We start from the raw sequence: 17515 nt of genomic DNA, 5'->3' as shown, positions 1-17515 counted from the left end.
CGTGGTCAATCTTTGCAAGCAATTTGAGGCATGATGTGGAAGTTCTCGAGCTACAAGGGGTTTCCAAGAGTTATGGGCAGCGACGCGGAATTGAGGGAATCAATCTCTCGGTGAACGCGGAAGAGATTTTTGGCTTTCTAGGTCCCAACGGTGCGGGCAAGACAACCACGATCCGGATATTGCTCGGACTGTTGCGACCCAGCCAGGGCACGGCGAAAATATTGGGCCACGATTGCTGGTCGCAAAGCGCCCTCATCAAGCAGCACATCGGTTATCTCCCCGGCGACCTGCGACTCTATCCCTGGTTTACAGGCAAAAACGCACTCAAAATTGTCAGCGAAATTCGCGGCCAGAGCGAGGTGAGGCAGCGCGGAAGCGCACTTTTGGAGCAATTTCAACTCGACGAAAATGTGCCAGTGCGAAGAATGTCGCGCGGCATGCGACAAAAGTTGGGGATCGTGCTGGCCTTGGCGCATCGGCCAAAGCTGTTGATTCTGGATGAACCCACGTCGGGCCTTGACCCCTTGATGTGTGACGAATTGTATCGGACATTGCGTGAGGCAGCCGCGACAGGGACAACCGTTTTCTTTTCCAGCCACACTTTGAGTGAAGTCGAGTCCCTCTGTGAGCGCGTGGCGATCGTCAGGGCTGGGCAAATTGTTGCCGATGAAAAGATAGAGGCCTTACGACAAAACGCCCACCGGACGGTGATGCTACGGTTCCGCTCAAACGCAAGCATGGCTGGAATGCAGCTGCCAAATTTCCTGAAAATCGAGCAGCGGACCAATTATGTTTGGAGTGGAGAGCTTACCGGCACGGTTTCTGAGTTGGTGGCATGGGCCGCTGCACAGCCGCTGGACGATCTCGAATTGAGCCCGCCGAGTTTGGAAAGTTTGTTCCACGCCTACTACCAGCACGAACAGGAGCCTGCATGATTCGTGGGATATTGCGCAAAACGCTCCATGAGACTTGGGTGCAGTTAATGTTATTTGGCGTGGCGCTGCTGATTGTGCCTGCTGTGCTTACAATGTTGTTACCACAGTTAGAGCAAGGGCTGACCCAGGTATTGTCGGCATTTCCGTTTGTCAGTGACTTTATTCAAGCATTGCTCGGAGAGGATTTGGGAGCGAACCTAAGTCCACAGAATTTGCAAGCGATCATCTGGGTCCATCCCTCGGTCTTGGCATTGATCTGGGCGCAAGAAATTGTGTTCTGCACGCGTCTACCGCCGGGGGAAATTGATCGTGGTACGATTGATGTTTTATTAAGTTGGCCTGTTTCACGCAGGAAACTGTATTGTGCTGAGTCGCTGATCTGGTTGGCGACCGGCGTAGGCCTCTGCGTGATGATGTTCACGGGTCATTATCTGGCCCGCCAGTTTGCCCCCTCCAGTGTGCCAACATCACCTCAGCGTGTGCTTATCATCTTGGCCAACCTTTATTGCCTGTATCTGGCCGTGGGAGGCTTGGCATTTTTCGTATCGGCCATGAGCAGTCACCGGGGTCGTGCGATTGCCGTGATTTTTACAATTTTGTTGGCATCGTTTCTCTTGAATTTCGTGGTGCAGTTTTGGCAAGCTATCTCTGGCCTCGCACCGTTTGGAATTCTGCACTACTACCGCCCCGCTGCGATTCTGGCGACCGGTGCAATGCCGCTCACAGACATGGCAATTCTGTTGAGCGTCGGTGGGGTTGCGTGGGTCTCGGCCTGTGAGATTTTTGCCCGGCGAAATATTTGCACGGTTTGAGGCCTCATGGTATGAAAATCAGTCTTTCCACCACTCCTTGCTATTTGTGTCCAGACTGCTTCCATGCGCCATGAAGAATCAGCGCGAAGGGCACCCACCAGACAAGATCATTCGAGAGAATTGTGAGACCGGCGATCCAAGGGAGTTCTCCATGGCTGGCTGCCCAGACAAAACCAATGGGGCCAAAGATTTTCCCCAGTAGCCCGACCAACACGATTGGCCAATGCCGCAACGGGTTGGTTGCGGCAATGGCATAGCCAACGCCGTAAACGCCGACGATCATGCCAATGCATTGGGCGAGCGAGGGGTAATTGGGCGGTGTCATCCCCGCCCAGAGAAAGGGCGAAACCGGCAGAAAAACGATAAAACTCCCCCAAAGCAGATTATAAATGGCCGCCAGGAAGAGCGTGGCCTTCATCCAGCGGGGTGGAGTAGAGTTAACATGCGACATTTTATACGGTCCTCGAAGTGTAGAACCGCACAAGCTGACTCAACTTAACTCATACGCATATCCCTATCGTGACCACATCATCGTACGACATTGAAGTATTTTTCGACGGGGGTTGTCCCTTGTGTCGCCGCGAGATCGACATGATCCGCCGTCGTGATAAGCATAGCCGAGTTCGCCTCACCAATATCGACGATGCTAGTTTTGATCCCGCTGAGGTCGGCAAAAGCTACGATCAACTGATGGCTCAGATCCATGGGCGGTTACCTGACGGAAGTTGGGTTAGAGGCGTCGAGACATTTCGCCATTTATACCGAGCCATCGGCTTCAACAAACTGGTCGCGCTGACTCGCTTGCCAGTGGTTTCTCAGTTAATGGACCTTGGATATGTGATCTTCGCTAAGTACAGACTCGCACTCACCGGGCGCTGCACGACCGAGACCTGCCGAGTGCCTGAAAAACGCGTGGGTGGTTTACAGCCATGACCGCCAACAATGAACTTTTTTTGTTGTTGCAACTCGCAAGCACGCTGTTTATGACGGGACTAATCTGGTTTGTGCAATTGGTCCACTATCCATTGATGAAACTAGCGGCCTCTGACCAGTTTCCTACTTTTTCGGCAGCTCATCAGAACCGAACCACTTGGGTTGTCGCTGGCCCGATGTTGTTAGAATTAGCCACCTCGCTGGGGTTAGCTGTGAGTAGCACGATGCTAAGACAGTCGCTGGTCTATCAAGCGAGCGTGATTTTGCTCATTGCAATCTGGATCTCAACAGCGCTCCGACAGATGCCCTTGCACCGCCAACTCTTGCTCGGCCACAACCCGCAGTGCATAGAGCGCTTGGTCCGCTCGAATTGGATTCGTACGTTTGCCTGGACGTTGCGTTCAATCATCTTGTGTTGCCTATTCACTGCACGGCAACTTTTGTGGTAGTTCGTGTTTGTGAAATTTGGAAAAATGGAATATGGCAGTGGTTAATACCATGCGCGCTGCACTGATATATCCACACCAACTCTTCATCGATCATCCAGCCATCCGTGGCGTGGATTTTTGCGTGTTGATTGAAGAACCGTTATTTTTTACGCAGTATCGTTTCCATCAACAAAAATTGACGCTTCACCGGGCATCGCTGTGCCAATATGCTGACATGCTGCGGCTTCAGGGTGAACAGGTCCGTTATGTCGAATGCCACGAACTAACCACCACCGGCTCGATTATCAAGGTACTAAGAGAACTCGCTATCAAGGAAGTGCAGTTCGTCGAGACGGCTGACGATTGGCTCCAGCAGCGACTGACAACGGCTTTAGATCAGGGTGGCATTGGCTACCGAATGCTTGCCGATCCTTGTTGTCTGACATCTATCGAGGACTTTGAGGAATTCGCCCACGATCGGAAGAAGTTGTTCTTCGCCGATTTTTATGCGTGCCAACGTAGACGACTCGGTGTGCTCTTGGATGAAGATGGCGGACCGGCGGGTGGGAAGTGGAGCTTCGACACGGAGAACCGCAAAAAACTGCCCCGCGGTTTAAAGCCGCCAGATATAACTTGGCCACAGTTATCGACCGCAGTCCGGGAAGCCCGAGAATACGTGACAACGAATTTTTCGCGCACGATAGGCGAAGCTGAGGGTTTTTGTTATCCCACAAATCACGCAGACGCGGCGGCTTCTCTCAACGATTTTCTCAACCAACGCCTCAAATACTTTGGCCAGTACGAAGACGCGATCAGCGCAACTGATACGTTCTTGTTTCATTCGGTTCTAACGCCGGCGCTCAACATAGGTTTGTTGTCGCCACGGCAGGTGATTGACGCCGCACTTGACCGAGCTAGCGAAGTGCCACTCAATTCTCTTGAAGGATTCGTGCGACAGGTCATCGGTTGGCGGGAATACATCCGGGGAGTGTATGTCACTCATGGTCGCCGACAGCGCACGCGTAACTTCTGGCAACACACTCAGCCCATGCCGAACGTATTTTACGAGGGTACAACAGGCATCGAACCCGTCGACATCGTGATTCAGCGTGTTTTGCGTCATGCCTATTGCCATCATATTGAGCGGCTAATGATCCTCGGCAACTTCATGCTCCTTTGCGAGATTGATCCCGATGCTATCTATCAATGGTTTATGGAGTTCTTCATCGATTCGTATGACTGGGTCATGGTGCCGAATGTTTATGGTATGAGCCAACATGCCGACGGCGGGCTGATCACAACCAAGCCCTACATCAGTGGCTCGAGCTATGTACTACGCATGAGCGACTTTCGCAAAGGGCCTTGGTGCGAAATTTGGGACGCCCTCTTTTGGCGCTTTATGGCAAAGCACAGGGATTTTTTTGCGTCGAATCACCGTATGAGTGTGCTGGTGGGTCAACTCGATAAGATGGGCGACAAACTTTGCAAACACCAGGAGATCGCCGACAAATTCTTACGCAAAATCCACTGTGATCCGTCCTAGTCGATCACTCTTGGAAACATGTTTCTCACTGTCCAAACATTGTGCAACCATTTCTAACAGGGCTACAATGAACGCTGTCTTTTCAGGCGTTTGAGTGTGCCAGCCGAGCTTCTTCTCTGGTGAGCTACCCAATACGCTATTTGCTTCATGAATTATCGCGGGAAGTTCACGTACTGCGATTTTTTTCATTCGAGGGTGCGCGCATGTTGGGCTATCGAACTCGTTCACAATCACTGGGAAGCCGTCGATTAAATTTTGAGTGTTTGGAAGAACGCGAACTGTTGGCGGCAGATACGTACCTTATCAATTTTCAGCTTGAAGCGGCATTGACTCCGACGCGGTATGCGGCTGATACGGGCGAAGTTTTTGGGTTGCGCAATAATGGTTGGAGCTATGGTTGGTCGACCGATCACACGGGCGTAGCTCGCGAACGCAACACCCATGCCGATCAACGTTTGGATACACTAATTCACTTTCATCAAAACCAGTCTTGGGAACTGCAGCTACCCAACGGGCAGTATCAGGTCACTGTCTCGATAGGTGATCCGTCGTTTGGCAGCACTCACACGCTAAACGTCGAAGGCGTGAATGTTTGGAACTCCGTCGCACTCGGATCGGGCGCATTCCTTACCGACACGCGGACCGTGACGGTCAACGACGGCCGGCTCACATTAAATCAAGGTTCTGCCGCAGAGATGGCGACACGCATTAATTTTATTCATGTTGTGGGTTTGCCTAGTGGCCCCAACAGCGGCCCCGCCGCACCGACAATCATGGAGCCGGTTGTCGAAGGTGACATCGTCAATCCTGCCGACGTACACATGGAAGCAGTCGATTATGTCGATGCCGAAGGAGATGAGCATTATTCTACGGATTGGGAAATCTGGACCACGGGTCCTTCCCCGCAGCGTGTGTGGCATACGTTGGGGATTACAGGCGTCGAGCGACTGCATACTCATTTAGGCGATGGCATTTTTGAGAATTCCCACGCAGGCCGAACCGATCTCATTTCAACGCCGATCCCCAATTTCAATTTCAACACATATTCGATCACCATACCTGGCGTGTCCGCCGGAGATCAATTGACGATCTCTACGGATATGCTTAACGCGATCGGCGGAGGGGGAGCGAATCGCTCGGCCATGGTCGATTCGTTTGTGTTGACGACAAACGCCAGTGGCAATTTGCTTAGCGATGGCAGTTTTGAGTTGGCCACGAACAACACGCAAACCAGTAATAGTGCTTGGGTGATGACGGCTCAATCGGATGGCGTCGAACCTGCCGGCGCTTTTCAAACTGCAACCTGGGCCGCCGCATCGGGCAACACAGGCGTTTGGTTCAAAGGTTACCGCGGCACTCCTGGAGTTCCGGTCGATGCGTCGGTAACTCAGGTAGTGACTGCGCCAACTTCAGGAGATTACACACTCACGTTTGCCGCTAAGATTGAGCAGAATTTTCCTACGTCGGTAGGTGCGTTTCGCACAAGTATCGCGTCCAGCGGTTCGGGTGGCATGAAGACTATCGATTTACTGAATTCCTTTGCGCCGGAATACCAACTGCGAGTTCGATTCCGCGATGCCGTTGGAGCTGTGAGTGCGTATGCCACGCGCAATTTCATTGTGGACGAGGCCTCAACGACGTTCCCGCTCGAATTGGAGGGAATAGCTGCTTCACCTACTCCCACGTGGACCACTGCCAATGACAATCCGATCATCTTGCCCGTTGCGGGCCCCAATCAATCGCAGCTACGTCTGGAAGGTCCGCTCAGCGATCTGTTACTTTCCTTTACCGGAAACAATGGCGTATCGAACACGATCATGAATCCGGGTACGCTCGACGAACACGTGAACCCCCGTGCGGTCATTGTTGCGGGCTCGAATGGCTTGAACCTGGGACCGACAGAAATTCGGTTCGCTGATGATGCAGGTCAACAACGGGCCGTCTATTTACCAGCGATCAATTTGGGCGCCAACGGGCGACTCGACTTGTGGATCGCCGCTGATGGCTCGACCTACTACGGCATCGAATCGCAAACCGAGCCAGTCTTTACCAGTTTGGCGCGACAAGCGGAACTGCCCGTGCCATTCATTGCATTTGAGCCCGGCTATCAAATCGACGAAGTGGCTGGCGGTTTGCAATTGCCAGTGAACATCGCGTTTGTGCCTAATCCTGGTTCCGATCCCGATGATCCTTTGTTCTACGTCAACGAGCTCTACGGCACGATCAAAGTGGTGAGCAACGATTTCACTGTGAGCACCTATGCGACGAATTTATTGAACTTTAATCCGACGGGGGCGTTTCCAGGCTCAGGGGAACAAGGCTTAGCGGGACTGGTTGTCGATCCGCTCACAGGAGACGTCTTCGTCACACGAGTGACGGATACCGATGGCATCGAAGGTGGCGTTCATCATCCGCAGGTTGTCCGATTGAGCAGCACCAATGGTGGGCGAACCGCTTCGACGATCACGGTGATTCGCGATATGGTCGGCGAGAGCCAAGGCCAATCCCATCAAATCTCCAATCTAACGATTGGCCCCGATGGCAAACTGTATGTGCACAATGGGGATGGATTCACAGCTTCTACGGCGCTGAACTTGGATTCCTACCGCGGAAAAGTTCTGCGAATGAATCTCGATGGCACGGCACCGAGTGATAATCCCTTCTATAATGCATCGAATGGCATTAATGCCCGTGACTATGTGTATGCCTACGGATTCCGCAATCCGTTTGGTGGAGCCTGGCGCGCAGCCGACGGCAAACACTATACAGTGGAGAACGGCAATGCCCTCGACCGTTTAGCCCGTGTTGATAGTGGTGGAAACTATGGTTGGAATGGATCAGACTCGTCGTTATTGCCGCAAGCACGGTACGTGTGGAATCCCGCCCATGCCCCAGTCAATATAACATTTGTCGAGCCCGAGACTTTTGGTGGCAGTCAATTTCCTGGTTCCAAACAGGGCCACGCATTTGTCAGCGAATCGGGACCAACCTACGCCTTGGGTCAACAGACGGCTGGCAAACGCATCATCGAGTTTGTTTTCGATGCCAACGGTAACGTCGTTGGCTCGCCGACCACGCTGGTGGAATATGTGGGTATAGGGCGTGGCACAGTGTCGGGATTGATCGCCGGACCCGATGGTCTTTATTTCACGGAGTTGTATAAAGACCTTGATCCCGTGTCGCCGATTGATTTTGGCGCACGCATCTTTCGAGTTCGCTTCACGGCTGGTGGCGATGCCGATTTCGACTTGGATGGCGACGTCGATGGCCGTGACTTTCTCGCCTGGCAACGCGGCGCGGGGAGTGCCAATCCCACGAAGGCTTCTGGGGACGCCAATAACGACGATGTCGTCAACAGTGCCGATTTAGCCATATGGCAAGCCGAGTATGGCAATGCAAACTTGTCGGCGGTCAGTTCGCTCGTGAGCGCTTATTCTGCATCAACCGCACCGTTGTCAACACATGCCGAGAGTGACGCCGAAGCAGATGTCGATGTGGAGGAGGAAAGTATCTCTGCATCGCTTCCATATTTTTGGGTCGAAATTCCAGTGACGATTGAAGGTTCTTCTTCCGAAATTCCTATTAACGATGAATTCGTACCACTCGAACAAATCGTCGATGCGGTCTTTGAAGAAGGGCCGGTCACGGCAAGCTACCGCGTCGAGAGCGATCCACTGGCGTACAGTGACGATCAAAAGGAGTCGCAGCTAATTGACGATTTGTATGCCGACTGGGAGGAATTGGTCGACGCGATCTAACGCGACCACCAATAATGCTCATACCCGCAACTAATTAAGAGTGCCCCAGGCAGGATTCGAACCTGCGACCTGCGGTCTTGATCTTCGTTGTTCAGCAAACCTCTATTGCGGAATGCCGAGGCAATTTGTCACTATCTAGGCACTGAAAAAAATAGAAATACCAACGCAAATTTGAGATGATAGTGTCCATCAGTCAGTAGGAGTAGAAGTATGTTCTATGAATAGATTTCCAGCTACTACATGGACTCCCCAGGCTCCACTCAAGGTTTTCGTATTTGTGCTCCTAACGACATTTACTGTCGAAGGATGCATCATGTACCTTTTGCAGTATCTTCCTGATTGGTCGAATACACAACTATTGCAGGGGTTTATCGATGCCTCGATCCTAACTTTTGTGATTGCACCAGTCATTTGGTGGGTGGTTGTGAAGCCGCTTCAACGATTGTCGAAGTCCCGTCGCGAGTTACTGCACGCATTATTTGGGGCTCATGAATTAGAGCGCATGCGTATCGCTCGTGATTTACATGACGAAATCGGCCAACAATTGACTGCCTTGCTAGTGGGACTTGGAACGATCGAGGCGGCCCATGACCATTGATTTCCTCTGACAATTCTTCCGAAGTGCTTGCTTGAAGTAACGCGCGTAGCGGCTCGATAGTGATGACCTGCGTTTTGTGATCAAAGCTGCGCATCTAGCGCAGACAGATGAAACTTTATCGATCCGACCTTAAAGAAGCTTCTCATTAAAGGAGGGGGCTAAGCAGCCGAGCTAGGTTTTGAACAAGTTGCTGATGGAACGGTCGCTTCTCCCAAGTAGCGAGATCGAGCAAGTGGGAATGCTCGAAGTACCGTTCCTGCTCGGCTGCGAGTTCGGACGTCACGCCCTCGTCGTAGACGATCAGCATTAGCTCAGCGTTCAAGGAAAACGAGCGGATATCTAAATTACTGGTTCCAATGACGGCGACCGATTTGTCGACGCGCATATGCTTGGCGTGTAGGAAGTTCTTGTCGTAGATGTGTACCTGAATTCCAGCTTCGAGCAGTTCTTCATAATAAGATTCCTGCGCCAAGAGGACGAGCCGATGATCGCCGAACTTGGAGACGACCAGATGCACGTCAACGCCGCGAAGAACGGCTGTTTGCATCGCCTGCAGCAGCGGCTCATCGGGAATGAAATATGGAGTGGTCAACACGAGCTGTTCGCGTGCGCCGTGAACTAAGGCTACGAAGAGCCGCTGATTGTTTTGCGTCGGGAAAGCAGGTCCGCTGGGAAGCGCCTGAGCCGGAACTAGTCCCGCAGATGCGGGATCCGGGAACTCTGTCTTTCCGTCAAGAATCTCACCGGTTTCGAGGAACCAGTCAGAGGCGAAGATGTACTGCAGTTCCAAAACAACTGGTCCGGCCACGCGGACCATCAAATCCTCGTAGGCGAGCCCACGTTTGAACTGAGCGCACACGAGGTTTTGCGACCCAGTGTAGCCAACCTTTCCGTCAATAACGGCGATTTTACGGTGATTGCGAAGGTCTAAGCGAGTTTTTCGCCATGGCCACAGGCGAATCGGCAGCATGACATGGACGATAACCCCCATCGTCGTCAACTTGCGCCGCAAAGATCGCAAGCCTGACCGAGATCCATACGCGTCGACCAAGACGCGACATTGAACTCCCCGCGCTGCGGCTCGACCCAAGGCGGCAATCACCGGCGCGGTCGCTGAGTCATTTGAGAAAATGTAAAACAGCAGATGAACATGCTGCTTGGCTTGGTCGATGTCGGCGACAAGTTCAGTGAACAGAACGTCGTAATCGACGACCATTTCCAGGGAGTTGCCGCCGAGAATGGGGCTTTGACCGAGGTTTTCCGCAAGCGTTACGGCTTGGGAAAGGGTAGGCGATAGTTGAAGATGAGAAATACGCGGATGAACCGCGAGCCGCTCGACGACGCTTGCCATCGCCTTCGGCAGTCCGGCTAGTTGCTGCACTTGCCAGCGTGGCAACTTCGCCCGGCCGATTAGCAGGTACGTGAGCATGCCAATGAAGGGCTCGAAGAATATCAACAGAAGCCAGCCTTTAGCGGCAGCCGGCGTCCGTCGAAAGGGAACCACCAACAGCATGGCCAATCGTATCCCCCACTCGAGAACAAAAAATATCCACGCGGCCATAAACCGTTTCCGATCGTTCTGTGAGAAAGTGAGCGACGGACGAGACACGACGTGCAGGTACTCTGACCAGCACGCCCGTCTTTTAGAGCATCACAAATCCAATTTCTGCGACTTTTGATTGTATCGTGGAATACACTCCTTCTCTCGGCCGACTCTGTGAGCGATTGCACGGCACAAAGACACGCGATTTCCGGCCGGCTTCATTGCGCGTTCGTGGACAAGAACGCGGGCTGGAAAGGTGATTTGGCTGGCGCGACGATGTAGTTGCGCCAATACACAGATTTGCTCACTCAATTTTGGCGAAGCGTAGCGCAGCTGTCGCATTGACAAGAGTTTTAGCATATCGCAGCCACTATTCTCTAAGTTTTAGAATCACAAAGGGTTTTGGGCAATTCGCATATGCACTCTAAGATTTTGTAGCTGATTGCTATTGAGGGAAGCAGCTTGCAATTTCAAGCGGGCGCAGCATTGAGCGTTTCTTGTGCTGATGCGATTGCATCCGTTGGAGGATGTTGTCCAGGGTTTGCAATGCCTTCACAATATGCTCCCCTTTATTCAGCATCACGCACTCTGCGCGCTGGCTGCTCGCGGCATCGGAAACTTCGGCACGGGATGCCAATCCGTCTTTCGCTACGCTCTCCAGGACCTGGGTGGCCCAAATCACCGGCACATGAGCAGCCTCGCAAATCCATAGAATCTGTTCCTGAACCTCAGCCAGTCGCTCAAAACCGCACTCAATGGCTAGGTCGCCGCGAGCGATCATCACACCGTCACACGGCGTTCGCATAGATGCCACCAATAAGGACGGAAGTTGTTCGAATGCTCTACGAGTTTCAATCTTTAGAACGATACCAACGTGCTCTCCACCCAAAGCAAGGAGCCGAGTCTCCAATTCATCGACGTCAGCAGCGTCCCGCACAAACGAAAATCCGACCATATCAGCATGAGTTGCGACAAACGGAAGGTCTCTAATATCTTTCTCTGTCAAGGCGGGCAGTCGCAGAGCACTGTCGGGCAAGTTGATCCCCTTGTCTGCCCTCAGTTTCTCCCCGCACTCCCGTGCCTGGGTGATCCGGACAGTTACTTGCTGAGACTCCACCAACTCGATAATACCTCCAATTTTTCCGTCATTGAACCAGATGGTCTCTCCTACCCGAACATCCGCAAAGATGGCCGGCAGCGTACAGCCGATTTGGGCAGGAGCAACCACCTTTAATTCGAGATCCAATTGCGCCGGCCTACCCGCGACCTGATCGTGCGTCAGGTTGAGTGTGTCGCCTGCCCTGAGAATCAATACCTGCTCTCGCGCCGGCAGCGGCCCCAATTTCACTTCTAGGTCCCCTTTGTTATCTCGCTGCTTTTTATTGCCCGCTATTAGCCGAAGTTTTGTCCCGGGGGTGACATAAGCCGTACGAAAGGCTTCCACCCAATGGCAACGACCGACTGACTCAATTACGCAAAGCTTGCGGCGTGATCCTCGCTGGTCGTTAAAAAAGATTCGATCGCCGATGCTCAAGCGGTCTAACCAAGCACCCAGTACCGGCAAGCAGGCATCTGCCGGTACTGGAGCGGCGGTCGGCTGGTCTTCAGGAAACAACCAAATTCTCGCGGGCGCCGTTATCTGGCCAAGTAGATTTCGTCGAGGGCGCCACTTAATGACCTGAGCACCGGCTTCAATGGGTCCCGTCCGCAACTTGGGGCCGGCGAGATCCATAAGTATGCGACATTTCCGTCCGAGGGACTGTTCGGCATCTCGCAGATGTCTGATCATGCGTTTCCATGCGGAAGCATCGTCGTGCGCGCAGTTGATGCGCATACAGTCCATGCCGTTTGCCAGCAATTGCTCGATTAGCCTAGGATCGTCGGCCGCTTCACTCGGCATGGTCACCATAATGCGAGCATTTCGCTTCGCTGGGGGAGGTCCCAGCAACGCTTCGGTGTGCTGATAGAGCAACATCCTGCCCTCTTCAAAACCGTTGATTGGAGCCGAAACGGGGCACTCGGGGATAGGGATCTGAGCTAAGCGGTGCAAGGCCTCCAGCACCTTGTTGACGCTTGTCAAAACGTGTGACTCAGTTCGTCCCAGCGACGAAAGTCCAAGTGCAGATAGACGTTCCTGAATAGGACGCATTTCACAACGCCGCAGAGCAAGGTAATGAAATAAGTTGCGCACGCTCTGTAGGTACGCTGGATGAATTTGCGTGGCTTTCTGCAGCCCCAATGCCTCCAGATCGAGCATTTGCCGGCGGATTGCGCTAAGCTCGAGGATCAGACTCTCCAGTTCGGCCGATTGATGGGTCCCTGCGGCCCCTGCAATGGAATGGTGTACCGACTGTTGCTGGTTCGACGGGCACGCAGCTTCGTACCCCTGTTCTCCGGGCAACGTTACCATCGCATTTAGGTCTGTGCGGGAAGCGTCCGCCGAACTTCCTGAGTTTGTTTGGACATTGAGAATGTGTTTCGTCACGCTTTTTCTTCTCTTACGCTTCATAGTTGATTTCTCGCATAGACTTGTTCGCTTTGCCTACCGTCACTTGTACGTTCCACGGCCGGCACGAACGGAATACTCCTAGCAATCGCGATGCACCACAGCGAAAGCTAACGCTCATCTCTGCCTGTCAACATCTGCTCCATGTCATCCGCCCATTGGGCAACCTCCTGAACACTCCGGCGAATGTCTTCAGCCTCACAAGTGGCCTGCAAACAGCTGTTGAGCATCACAAAATGAGGCTCGCCGTCGATATCCTGAATCGCTAGTGCCCCATGCGGCATCGCGGCATTGAACTCCAATGCCCGCCGGAAATAAGTCTCGTCGATCGGCGCGCAAACGCTATAGATGCGAATCAGACTCGATTCGCCCAATTGTGCAGGACAAAATTCGATGTGGACGCGTTGGCTTCGGCCCCCCGCGAGTCGCATCGTGGCAATGATTCGGCCGGCACTGGATTTAAGATTCACGCTCAGGTCGGCAAGCGCCTTAGCAACAAGCGCGGGAAAGTCTCGCATTCCACTGAATACTCGTTGCATTTCACTCAATAGGGCAGCGCTGTCCTGGAAACGATCCTGCGGATTCTTGGCCAGGCAACGGGCGATTATCTCCGCCGCCTCTGCGGGAATGTCATCGCGAAATGATCGGGGATCTGGAATCGGCTGATCGGCATGCGCTTGGGCTAGTCCCGCAATCGTTTTGTGGACAAAGGGAAACTGCCCGGTTAAGGAGCGGAAGTACGAAACGCCGACGGCATAAACATCGCTCTGCTGATTGGCCTGCTCGCCCTGAAAGAGTTCCGGCGCCATGAAGTGGGGAGTGCCCGCCAGGCCGCCGTCTAACGTCTCAGGTTGCCTGGAAAGTTGCTTGGCGAGCCCAAAGTCGGCAAGCTTCGCGGTTCCATCCGAACTTACCAAGATGTTGGCGGGCTTAAAATCACGATGCGCCAGACCCTGTCGGTGCGCAGCAGTCAAGGCCGAACAGGATTGCAGTAGATAGCTGGTAGCATCGAGGAGCGGCAGCGAGGGTCGTTCGGAAATGAGTTGCTCCAGCGAGCAGCCGGGTACGTACTCCATCTCGATGAAGTGGTGTGATTCTAATTCGCCTAGGTTGTGGATCGCGACGATGTGGGGATGCACCAGGGATGCGGCTGCACGGGCTTCCGCCATGAAAGAGTCTAGTGAATCGGCTTTGCGACCAAAAAGTTCGGGGCACAGCACTTTGATCGCACAGAGCCGGTGCAAAGTGTTGTGTCGAGCAAGAAATACCCATGCCATTCCACCTTTTCCCAAGAGCGATTCGATATCGTATAGTCCTATTCTTCGGTCAAGTAAACTTTCAGGGAAACCCTCGGCGCCAGGAAGAGGGGCTGCGCTGTTGCCGATCGAAGAGAAATTCGTCAAATCTAAGGTAGGGGCAGAGTCCACCACCGATGTTAAACATCCACAACCTGGGCAAGCGTGCATCGCGACTTCTGCGACGAAGAGTCTCCTGCACCGCGTACAAAATCGCTCAAAGTTATTCAAGGTTGCCTCGCGAGTAGCACGCTAAATATGAGAATTGATAACATGTGGAAACGGCCATTTCTTTAAAGGCCTAGACCGATCTGTTCTTTATCATAAGTTCCTCAACGGATTTCGAATCTTCACCGTCTGGAACTCCGCATCCATCAGGCATGGAAAGGGACCGAGGCATAATGAGCTTCCTCCACTTCATATCTCCAACGTAGCGGCAGCCCAAGACCAGTTTCGACAATTCGACACACGACATCGGCACGCACGACAGGCCGACGATTACAAGCCACTCCCTACCGGTCGGATAGGCCTCGATGCCAAATACCGGATGTAGAAAGGGAATGAGCACGATGCCGATTTGTAGCATGAAAGAGACGCCAATCGCCGCCAGCAGCGTCGGGTTTGATGCGAGACCTAACTGCGGCAAAGATACCCGCCAACTGCGGCACGACAGCGAGTAGCCTAGTTGGGCGAAGGCTAGGATGCAGAAGGCAACCACTCGCGACTCCGCTAGTTTGGCGACGTCTCCCTGGTAGACAATCCAAAAACCCGCCAAAGCGCACAAGGCGGAGAGCCCGCCATGCGCTAGGAGCAGTAGGCCTTGCCGCCAACCGATGAGTGCAGCGGACGCGGCGCGAGGTTGACGTTCCATAACGCCGCGTTCTGGCGGTTCCACTCCGAGCCCCAGCGCAGGCAACCCATCGGTGACAAGATTCAACCAAAGTAATTGCACGGCCAATAGCGGGTTGGGCCAGCCCAACACGGCTGCGACAAACATGAAGATGATTTTGCCGATATTCCCAGCCAAGAGGTAGTGAATGAACTTCTGAATATTGTCAAAAATGCCGCGACCTTCTTCAACTGCATTGACAATGGTGGCGAAATTGTCGTCCGCCAAGACCATCGTTGAGGCTTCTTTAGTCACGTCAGTCCCGGTTATACCCATCGCAATCCCGATATCGGCGGCTTTCACCGCAGGCGCGTCGTTGACGCCGTCGCCAGTCATGGCCACGACATTTCCTTGTGATCTGAGTAACTGGATTAGCCGCAGTTTGTGTTCCGCAGTCACGCGCGCAAACACCGCCACGTTCGCAAGCTGTGTTAGCAGTTGGTCATCCGACAATTGATCCAACTCACGCCCGCTTATCGCCTCTTGATCTCCGCGCGCGATGCCAAGCTCTTGCGCAATGGCCAACGCAGTGGCCGGATGGTCGCCTGTGATCATGATCGGACGAATGCCGGCGGAGCGACAATGAGCAACTGCGACGCGGACCTCATCTCGAGGCGGGTCAATCATCCCGACGAAGCCGGCAAAGACCAAGTCGCGTTCTAAGTCCAGTTCTTCAGCTAGTTCCACATCTTCGCGAAAAGCAAACGCCAATACGCGTAGTGCGCGGGCTGCCATTCCATCGGTAAGCGCCAGCAATCGCTTGCGATCAGCGGCCATTAACGGCACTGATCTTCCATCCTGCTGCACGCCGATGCATTTTTCAAGAACGACTTCTGGAGCGCCCTTGAGACAGATCAGCCGAGGGCGACCGGGCGGAGCAACAACTACTGACATTGCCTTGCGGTCGGAATCGAATGGGATTTCATATAGTAGTTCTCCCCGACTAGATGACTCTAGCCCCACTTTGCGAGCCAAGACAACGAGGGCTGCCTCGGTCGGGTCACCTATCACTTGCCAGCGATGCCTAGCCTCGGAATCCGATACAACGCGAGCGTGATTGCACCAGGCCGTAAGTTCCAAGATTCGTAACAAATCTACTTGATTCACAGGAATGATAGGCTGCGCAGTTTTTAAGCAGCTAAACTCTCCGTGAGGAACATACCCGGAACCCGAAACAGCGTAACCGGCAGCCGATGTATGAACCTCTCGGACGGTCATTTCATTACGGGTGAGTGTTCCCGTCTTGTCCGAACAGATGACATTTACGGACCCCAGCGTCTCCACGCTCGCCAGCTTGCGGATGATCGCATTACGACGCACTAGGCGTTCTAAACCCACCGCCAGCGTGATGGTCACTGCCGCCGGAAGTCCTTCTGGAATGGCGGCCACCGCGAGGCTGACGGCCAAATGAAGCGTCTCCAAAAACTGGCCACCTCGTGATAGTTGCAGGGCAAAGATAATGCCGACCAACGCCACACAAAGCAGTACCAGCCCACGACCGAGTGCTGCCAGTCGCCGTTGCAGCGGAGTAGGTTCTGAGTTCTGTTGAGCAAGCAGCTCCGCGATGCGACCAAGTTCCGTATCCATTCCGGTCGCTACCACCACCGCTCCAGCCTTCCCTGCGGAGATCACAGAGCCTTGAAAAAGCATATTGCTACGGTCACCGAGTGGCGTGTCAGGGGTCAGGACGGCATCAGGATCTTTGGCGATTGGCGTCGACTCGCCAGTCAATGTGGCTTCTAAGGACTGCAAACTGAACCCTTCGACCAGGCGAGCATCTGCCGGAACATGATCGCCCGCGTCCACTTCAATGCGATCGCCGGGGACAAGCTCGCGGGCGGCCACACTACTAAGCTGACCATCGCGAAGCACTTTCGCAGTTGGCGCGGAATGCTTTTGTAGGGCGCTCAGAGCACGCTCTGCCTTACGTTGTTGAAAGACGCCAAGTGTCGCGTTAAGCACCACAATCGCAAGGATCGCTCCGGTATCGATCCATTCGCCAAGCATCCCAGCGATGATAGCAGCCGCCAACAGCAGACCCACCACGATCTGTTGGAGTTGTGCCAAGAACTGCCTCCAGAGAGGAACCGGCGGCGTTTCCTTTAGCGCATTCGCTCCATACTTAGTTTGCCGCTGTTGCACCTCACTTCCGGAAAGACCCAACTGAGGATCGCTACCCAGAATGGCTAAAACTTCCGCAGCTGAGCGACTGTGCCAGGTCGCGTAAGAGGTGGCAGGCGTGATAGGCGATGTTGACATTAGTGAGCTTATCTCA

General features: G+C 53.6%; 12 protein-coding genes. 7 read left to right on the top strand and 5 right to left on the bottom strand.

Annotated features, from left to right (window positions below; all coding sequences use genetic code 11):
- Positions 1-35: 35 nt before the first annotated feature.
- Positions 36-935 (top strand): ABC transporter ATP-binding protein, encoded by a 900-nt coding sequence (locus SH678x_RS16700; RefSeq protein ID WP_496919591.1) that lies wholly within the window; start codon positions 36-38, stop codon positions 933-935.
- Complete coding sequence (locus tag SH678x_RS16695; protein WP_496919590.1) at positions 932-1747, top strand: efflux permease Rv1217c-related protein; 816 nt, start codon at positions 932-934, stop codon at positions 1745-1747. Before SH678x_RS16700 ends, SH678x_RS16695 begins: the two co-directional genes overlap by 4 nt.
- A 40-nt stretch (positions 1748-1787) precedes the next feature.
- Here SH678x_RS16695 and SH678x_RS16690 read toward each other — a convergent pair whose 3' ends face one another.
- Positions 1788-2198 carry a hypothetical protein gene (locus SH678x_RS16690; RefSeq protein WP_496919589.1) on the bottom strand — a complete coding sequence of 137 codons (411 nt, stop codon included), beginning with the start codon at positions 2196-2198 and terminating at the stop codon, positions 1788-1790.
- Between the two features lie 68 nt (positions 2199-2266).
- On the opposite strand from SH678x_RS16690, the gene SH678x_RS16685 reads away from it, so the two are divergent.
- The 5 genes from SH678x_RS16685 to SH678x_RS16665 all read left to right on the top strand — a co-directional run bounded on the left by SH678x_RS16685 (position 2267) and on the right by SH678x_RS16665 (position 9007).
- Positions 2267-2680 (top strand): thiol-disulfide oxidoreductase DCC family protein, encoded by a 414-nt coding sequence (locus SH678x_RS16685; protein ID WP_496919588.1) that lies wholly within the window; start codon positions 2267-2269, stop codon positions 2678-2680.
- Complete coding sequence (locus SH678x_RS16680) at positions 2677-3129, top strand: hypothetical protein (RefSeq protein WP_496919587.1); 453 nt, start codon at positions 2677-2679, stop codon at positions 3127-3129. Before SH678x_RS16685 ends, SH678x_RS16680 begins: the two co-directional genes overlap by 4 nt.
- A gap of 49 nt (positions 3130-3178) precedes the next feature.
- Positions 3179-4651: a cryptochrome/photolyase family protein gene (locus tag SH678x_RS16675; protein WP_496919586.1), complete on the top strand. Its 1473-nt coding sequence runs from the start codon at positions 3179-3181 to the stop codon at positions 4649-4651.
- A gap of 203 nt (positions 4652-4854) precedes the next feature.
- Complete coding sequence (locus SH678x_RS16670; protein WP_496919585.1) at positions 4855-8409, top strand: PQQ-dependent sugar dehydrogenase; 3555 nt, start codon at positions 4855-4857, stop codon at positions 8407-8409.
- A 313-nt stretch (positions 8410-8722) separates the two neighbouring features.
- Positions 8723-9007 carry a histidine kinase gene (locus SH678x_RS16665; RefSeq protein WP_496919584.1) on the top strand — a complete coding sequence of 95 codons (285 nt, stop codon included), beginning with the start codon at positions 8723-8725 and terminating at the stop codon, positions 9005-9007.
- Positions 9008-9152: 145 nt separating this feature from the next.
- Here SH678x_RS16665 and cls read toward each other — a convergent pair whose 3' ends face one another.
- The 4 genes from cls to SH678x_RS16645 all read right to left on the bottom strand — a co-directional run bounded on the left by cls (position 9153) and on the right by SH678x_RS16645 (position 17499).
- Positions 9153-10568, bottom strand: a complete 1416-nt coding sequence (cls, locus tag SH678x_RS16660; protein ID WP_496919583.1) for a cardiolipin synthase — start codon at positions 10566-10568, stop codon at positions 9153-9155.
- Positions 10569-10995: 427 nt separating this feature from the next.
- Positions 10996-13059: a pyruvate kinase gene (locus tag SH678x_RS16655; RefSeq protein ID WP_496919582.1), complete on the bottom strand. Its 2064-nt coding sequence runs from the start codon at positions 13057-13059 to the stop codon at positions 10996-10998.
- Between the two features lie 107 nt (positions 13060-13166).
- Entirely contained in the window at positions 13167-14522 is a 1356-nt protein-coding gene (locus tag SH678x_RS16650; protein ID WP_496919581.1) for a serine/threonine-protein kinase, read from the bottom strand.
- Positions 14523-14652: 130 nt separating this feature from the next.
- Positions 14653-17499 carry a cation-translocating P-type ATPase gene (locus SH678x_RS16645; protein ID WP_496919580.1) on the bottom strand — a complete coding sequence of 949 codons (2847 nt, stop codon included), beginning with the start codon at positions 17497-17499 and terminating at the stop codon, positions 14653-14655.
- Between the last annotated feature and the right edge of the window lie 16 nt (positions 17500-17515).

The sequence above is a fragment of the Bythopirellula superficialaquae genome (assembly GCF_059632245.1).
The sequence above is the reverse complement of the archived record's forward strand: the minus strand, read 5'-3'. Positions and strand labels throughout refer to the sequence as shown.

Coding starts and splice junctions, on each gene's coding strand:
- SH678x_RS16695 (WP_496919590.1), top strand. CDS start 932: ATGATTCGTGGGATATTGCGCAAAACGCTCCATGAGACTTGGGTGCAG.
- SH678x_RS16690 (WP_496919589.1), bottom strand. CDS start 2,198: ATGTCGCATGTTAACTCTACTCCACCCCGCTGGATGAAGGCCACGCTC.
- SH678x_RS16680 (WP_496919587.1), top strand. CDS start 2,677: ATGACCGCCAACAATGAACTTTTTTTGTTGTTGCAACTCGCAAGCACG.
- SH678x_RS16675 (WP_496919586.1), top strand. CDS start 3,179: ATGCGCGCTGCACTGATATATCCACACCAACTCTTCATCGATCATCCA.
- SH678x_RS16670 (WP_496919585.1), top strand. CDS start 4,855: ATGTTGGGCTATCGAACTCGTTCACAATCACTGGGAAGCCGTCGATTA.
- SH678x_RS16665 (WP_496919584.1), top strand. CDS start 8,723: ATGTACCTTTTGCAGTATCTTCCTGATTGGTCGAATACACAACTATTG.
- cls (WP_496919583.1), bottom strand. CDS start 10,568: ATGGCCGCGTGGATATTTTTTGTTCTCGAGTGGGGGATACGATTGGCC.
- SH678x_RS16655 (WP_496919582.1), bottom strand. CDS start 13,059: ATGAAGCGTAAGAGAAGAAAAAGCGTGACGAAACACATTCTCAATGTC.
- SH678x_RS16650 (WP_496919581.1), bottom strand. CDS start 14,522: ATGCACGCTTGCCCAGGTTGTGGATGTTTAACATCGGTGGTGGACTCT.
- SH678x_RS16645 (WP_496919580.1), bottom strand. CDS start 17,499: ATGTCAACATCGCCTATCACGCCTGCCACCTCTTACGCGACCTGGCAC.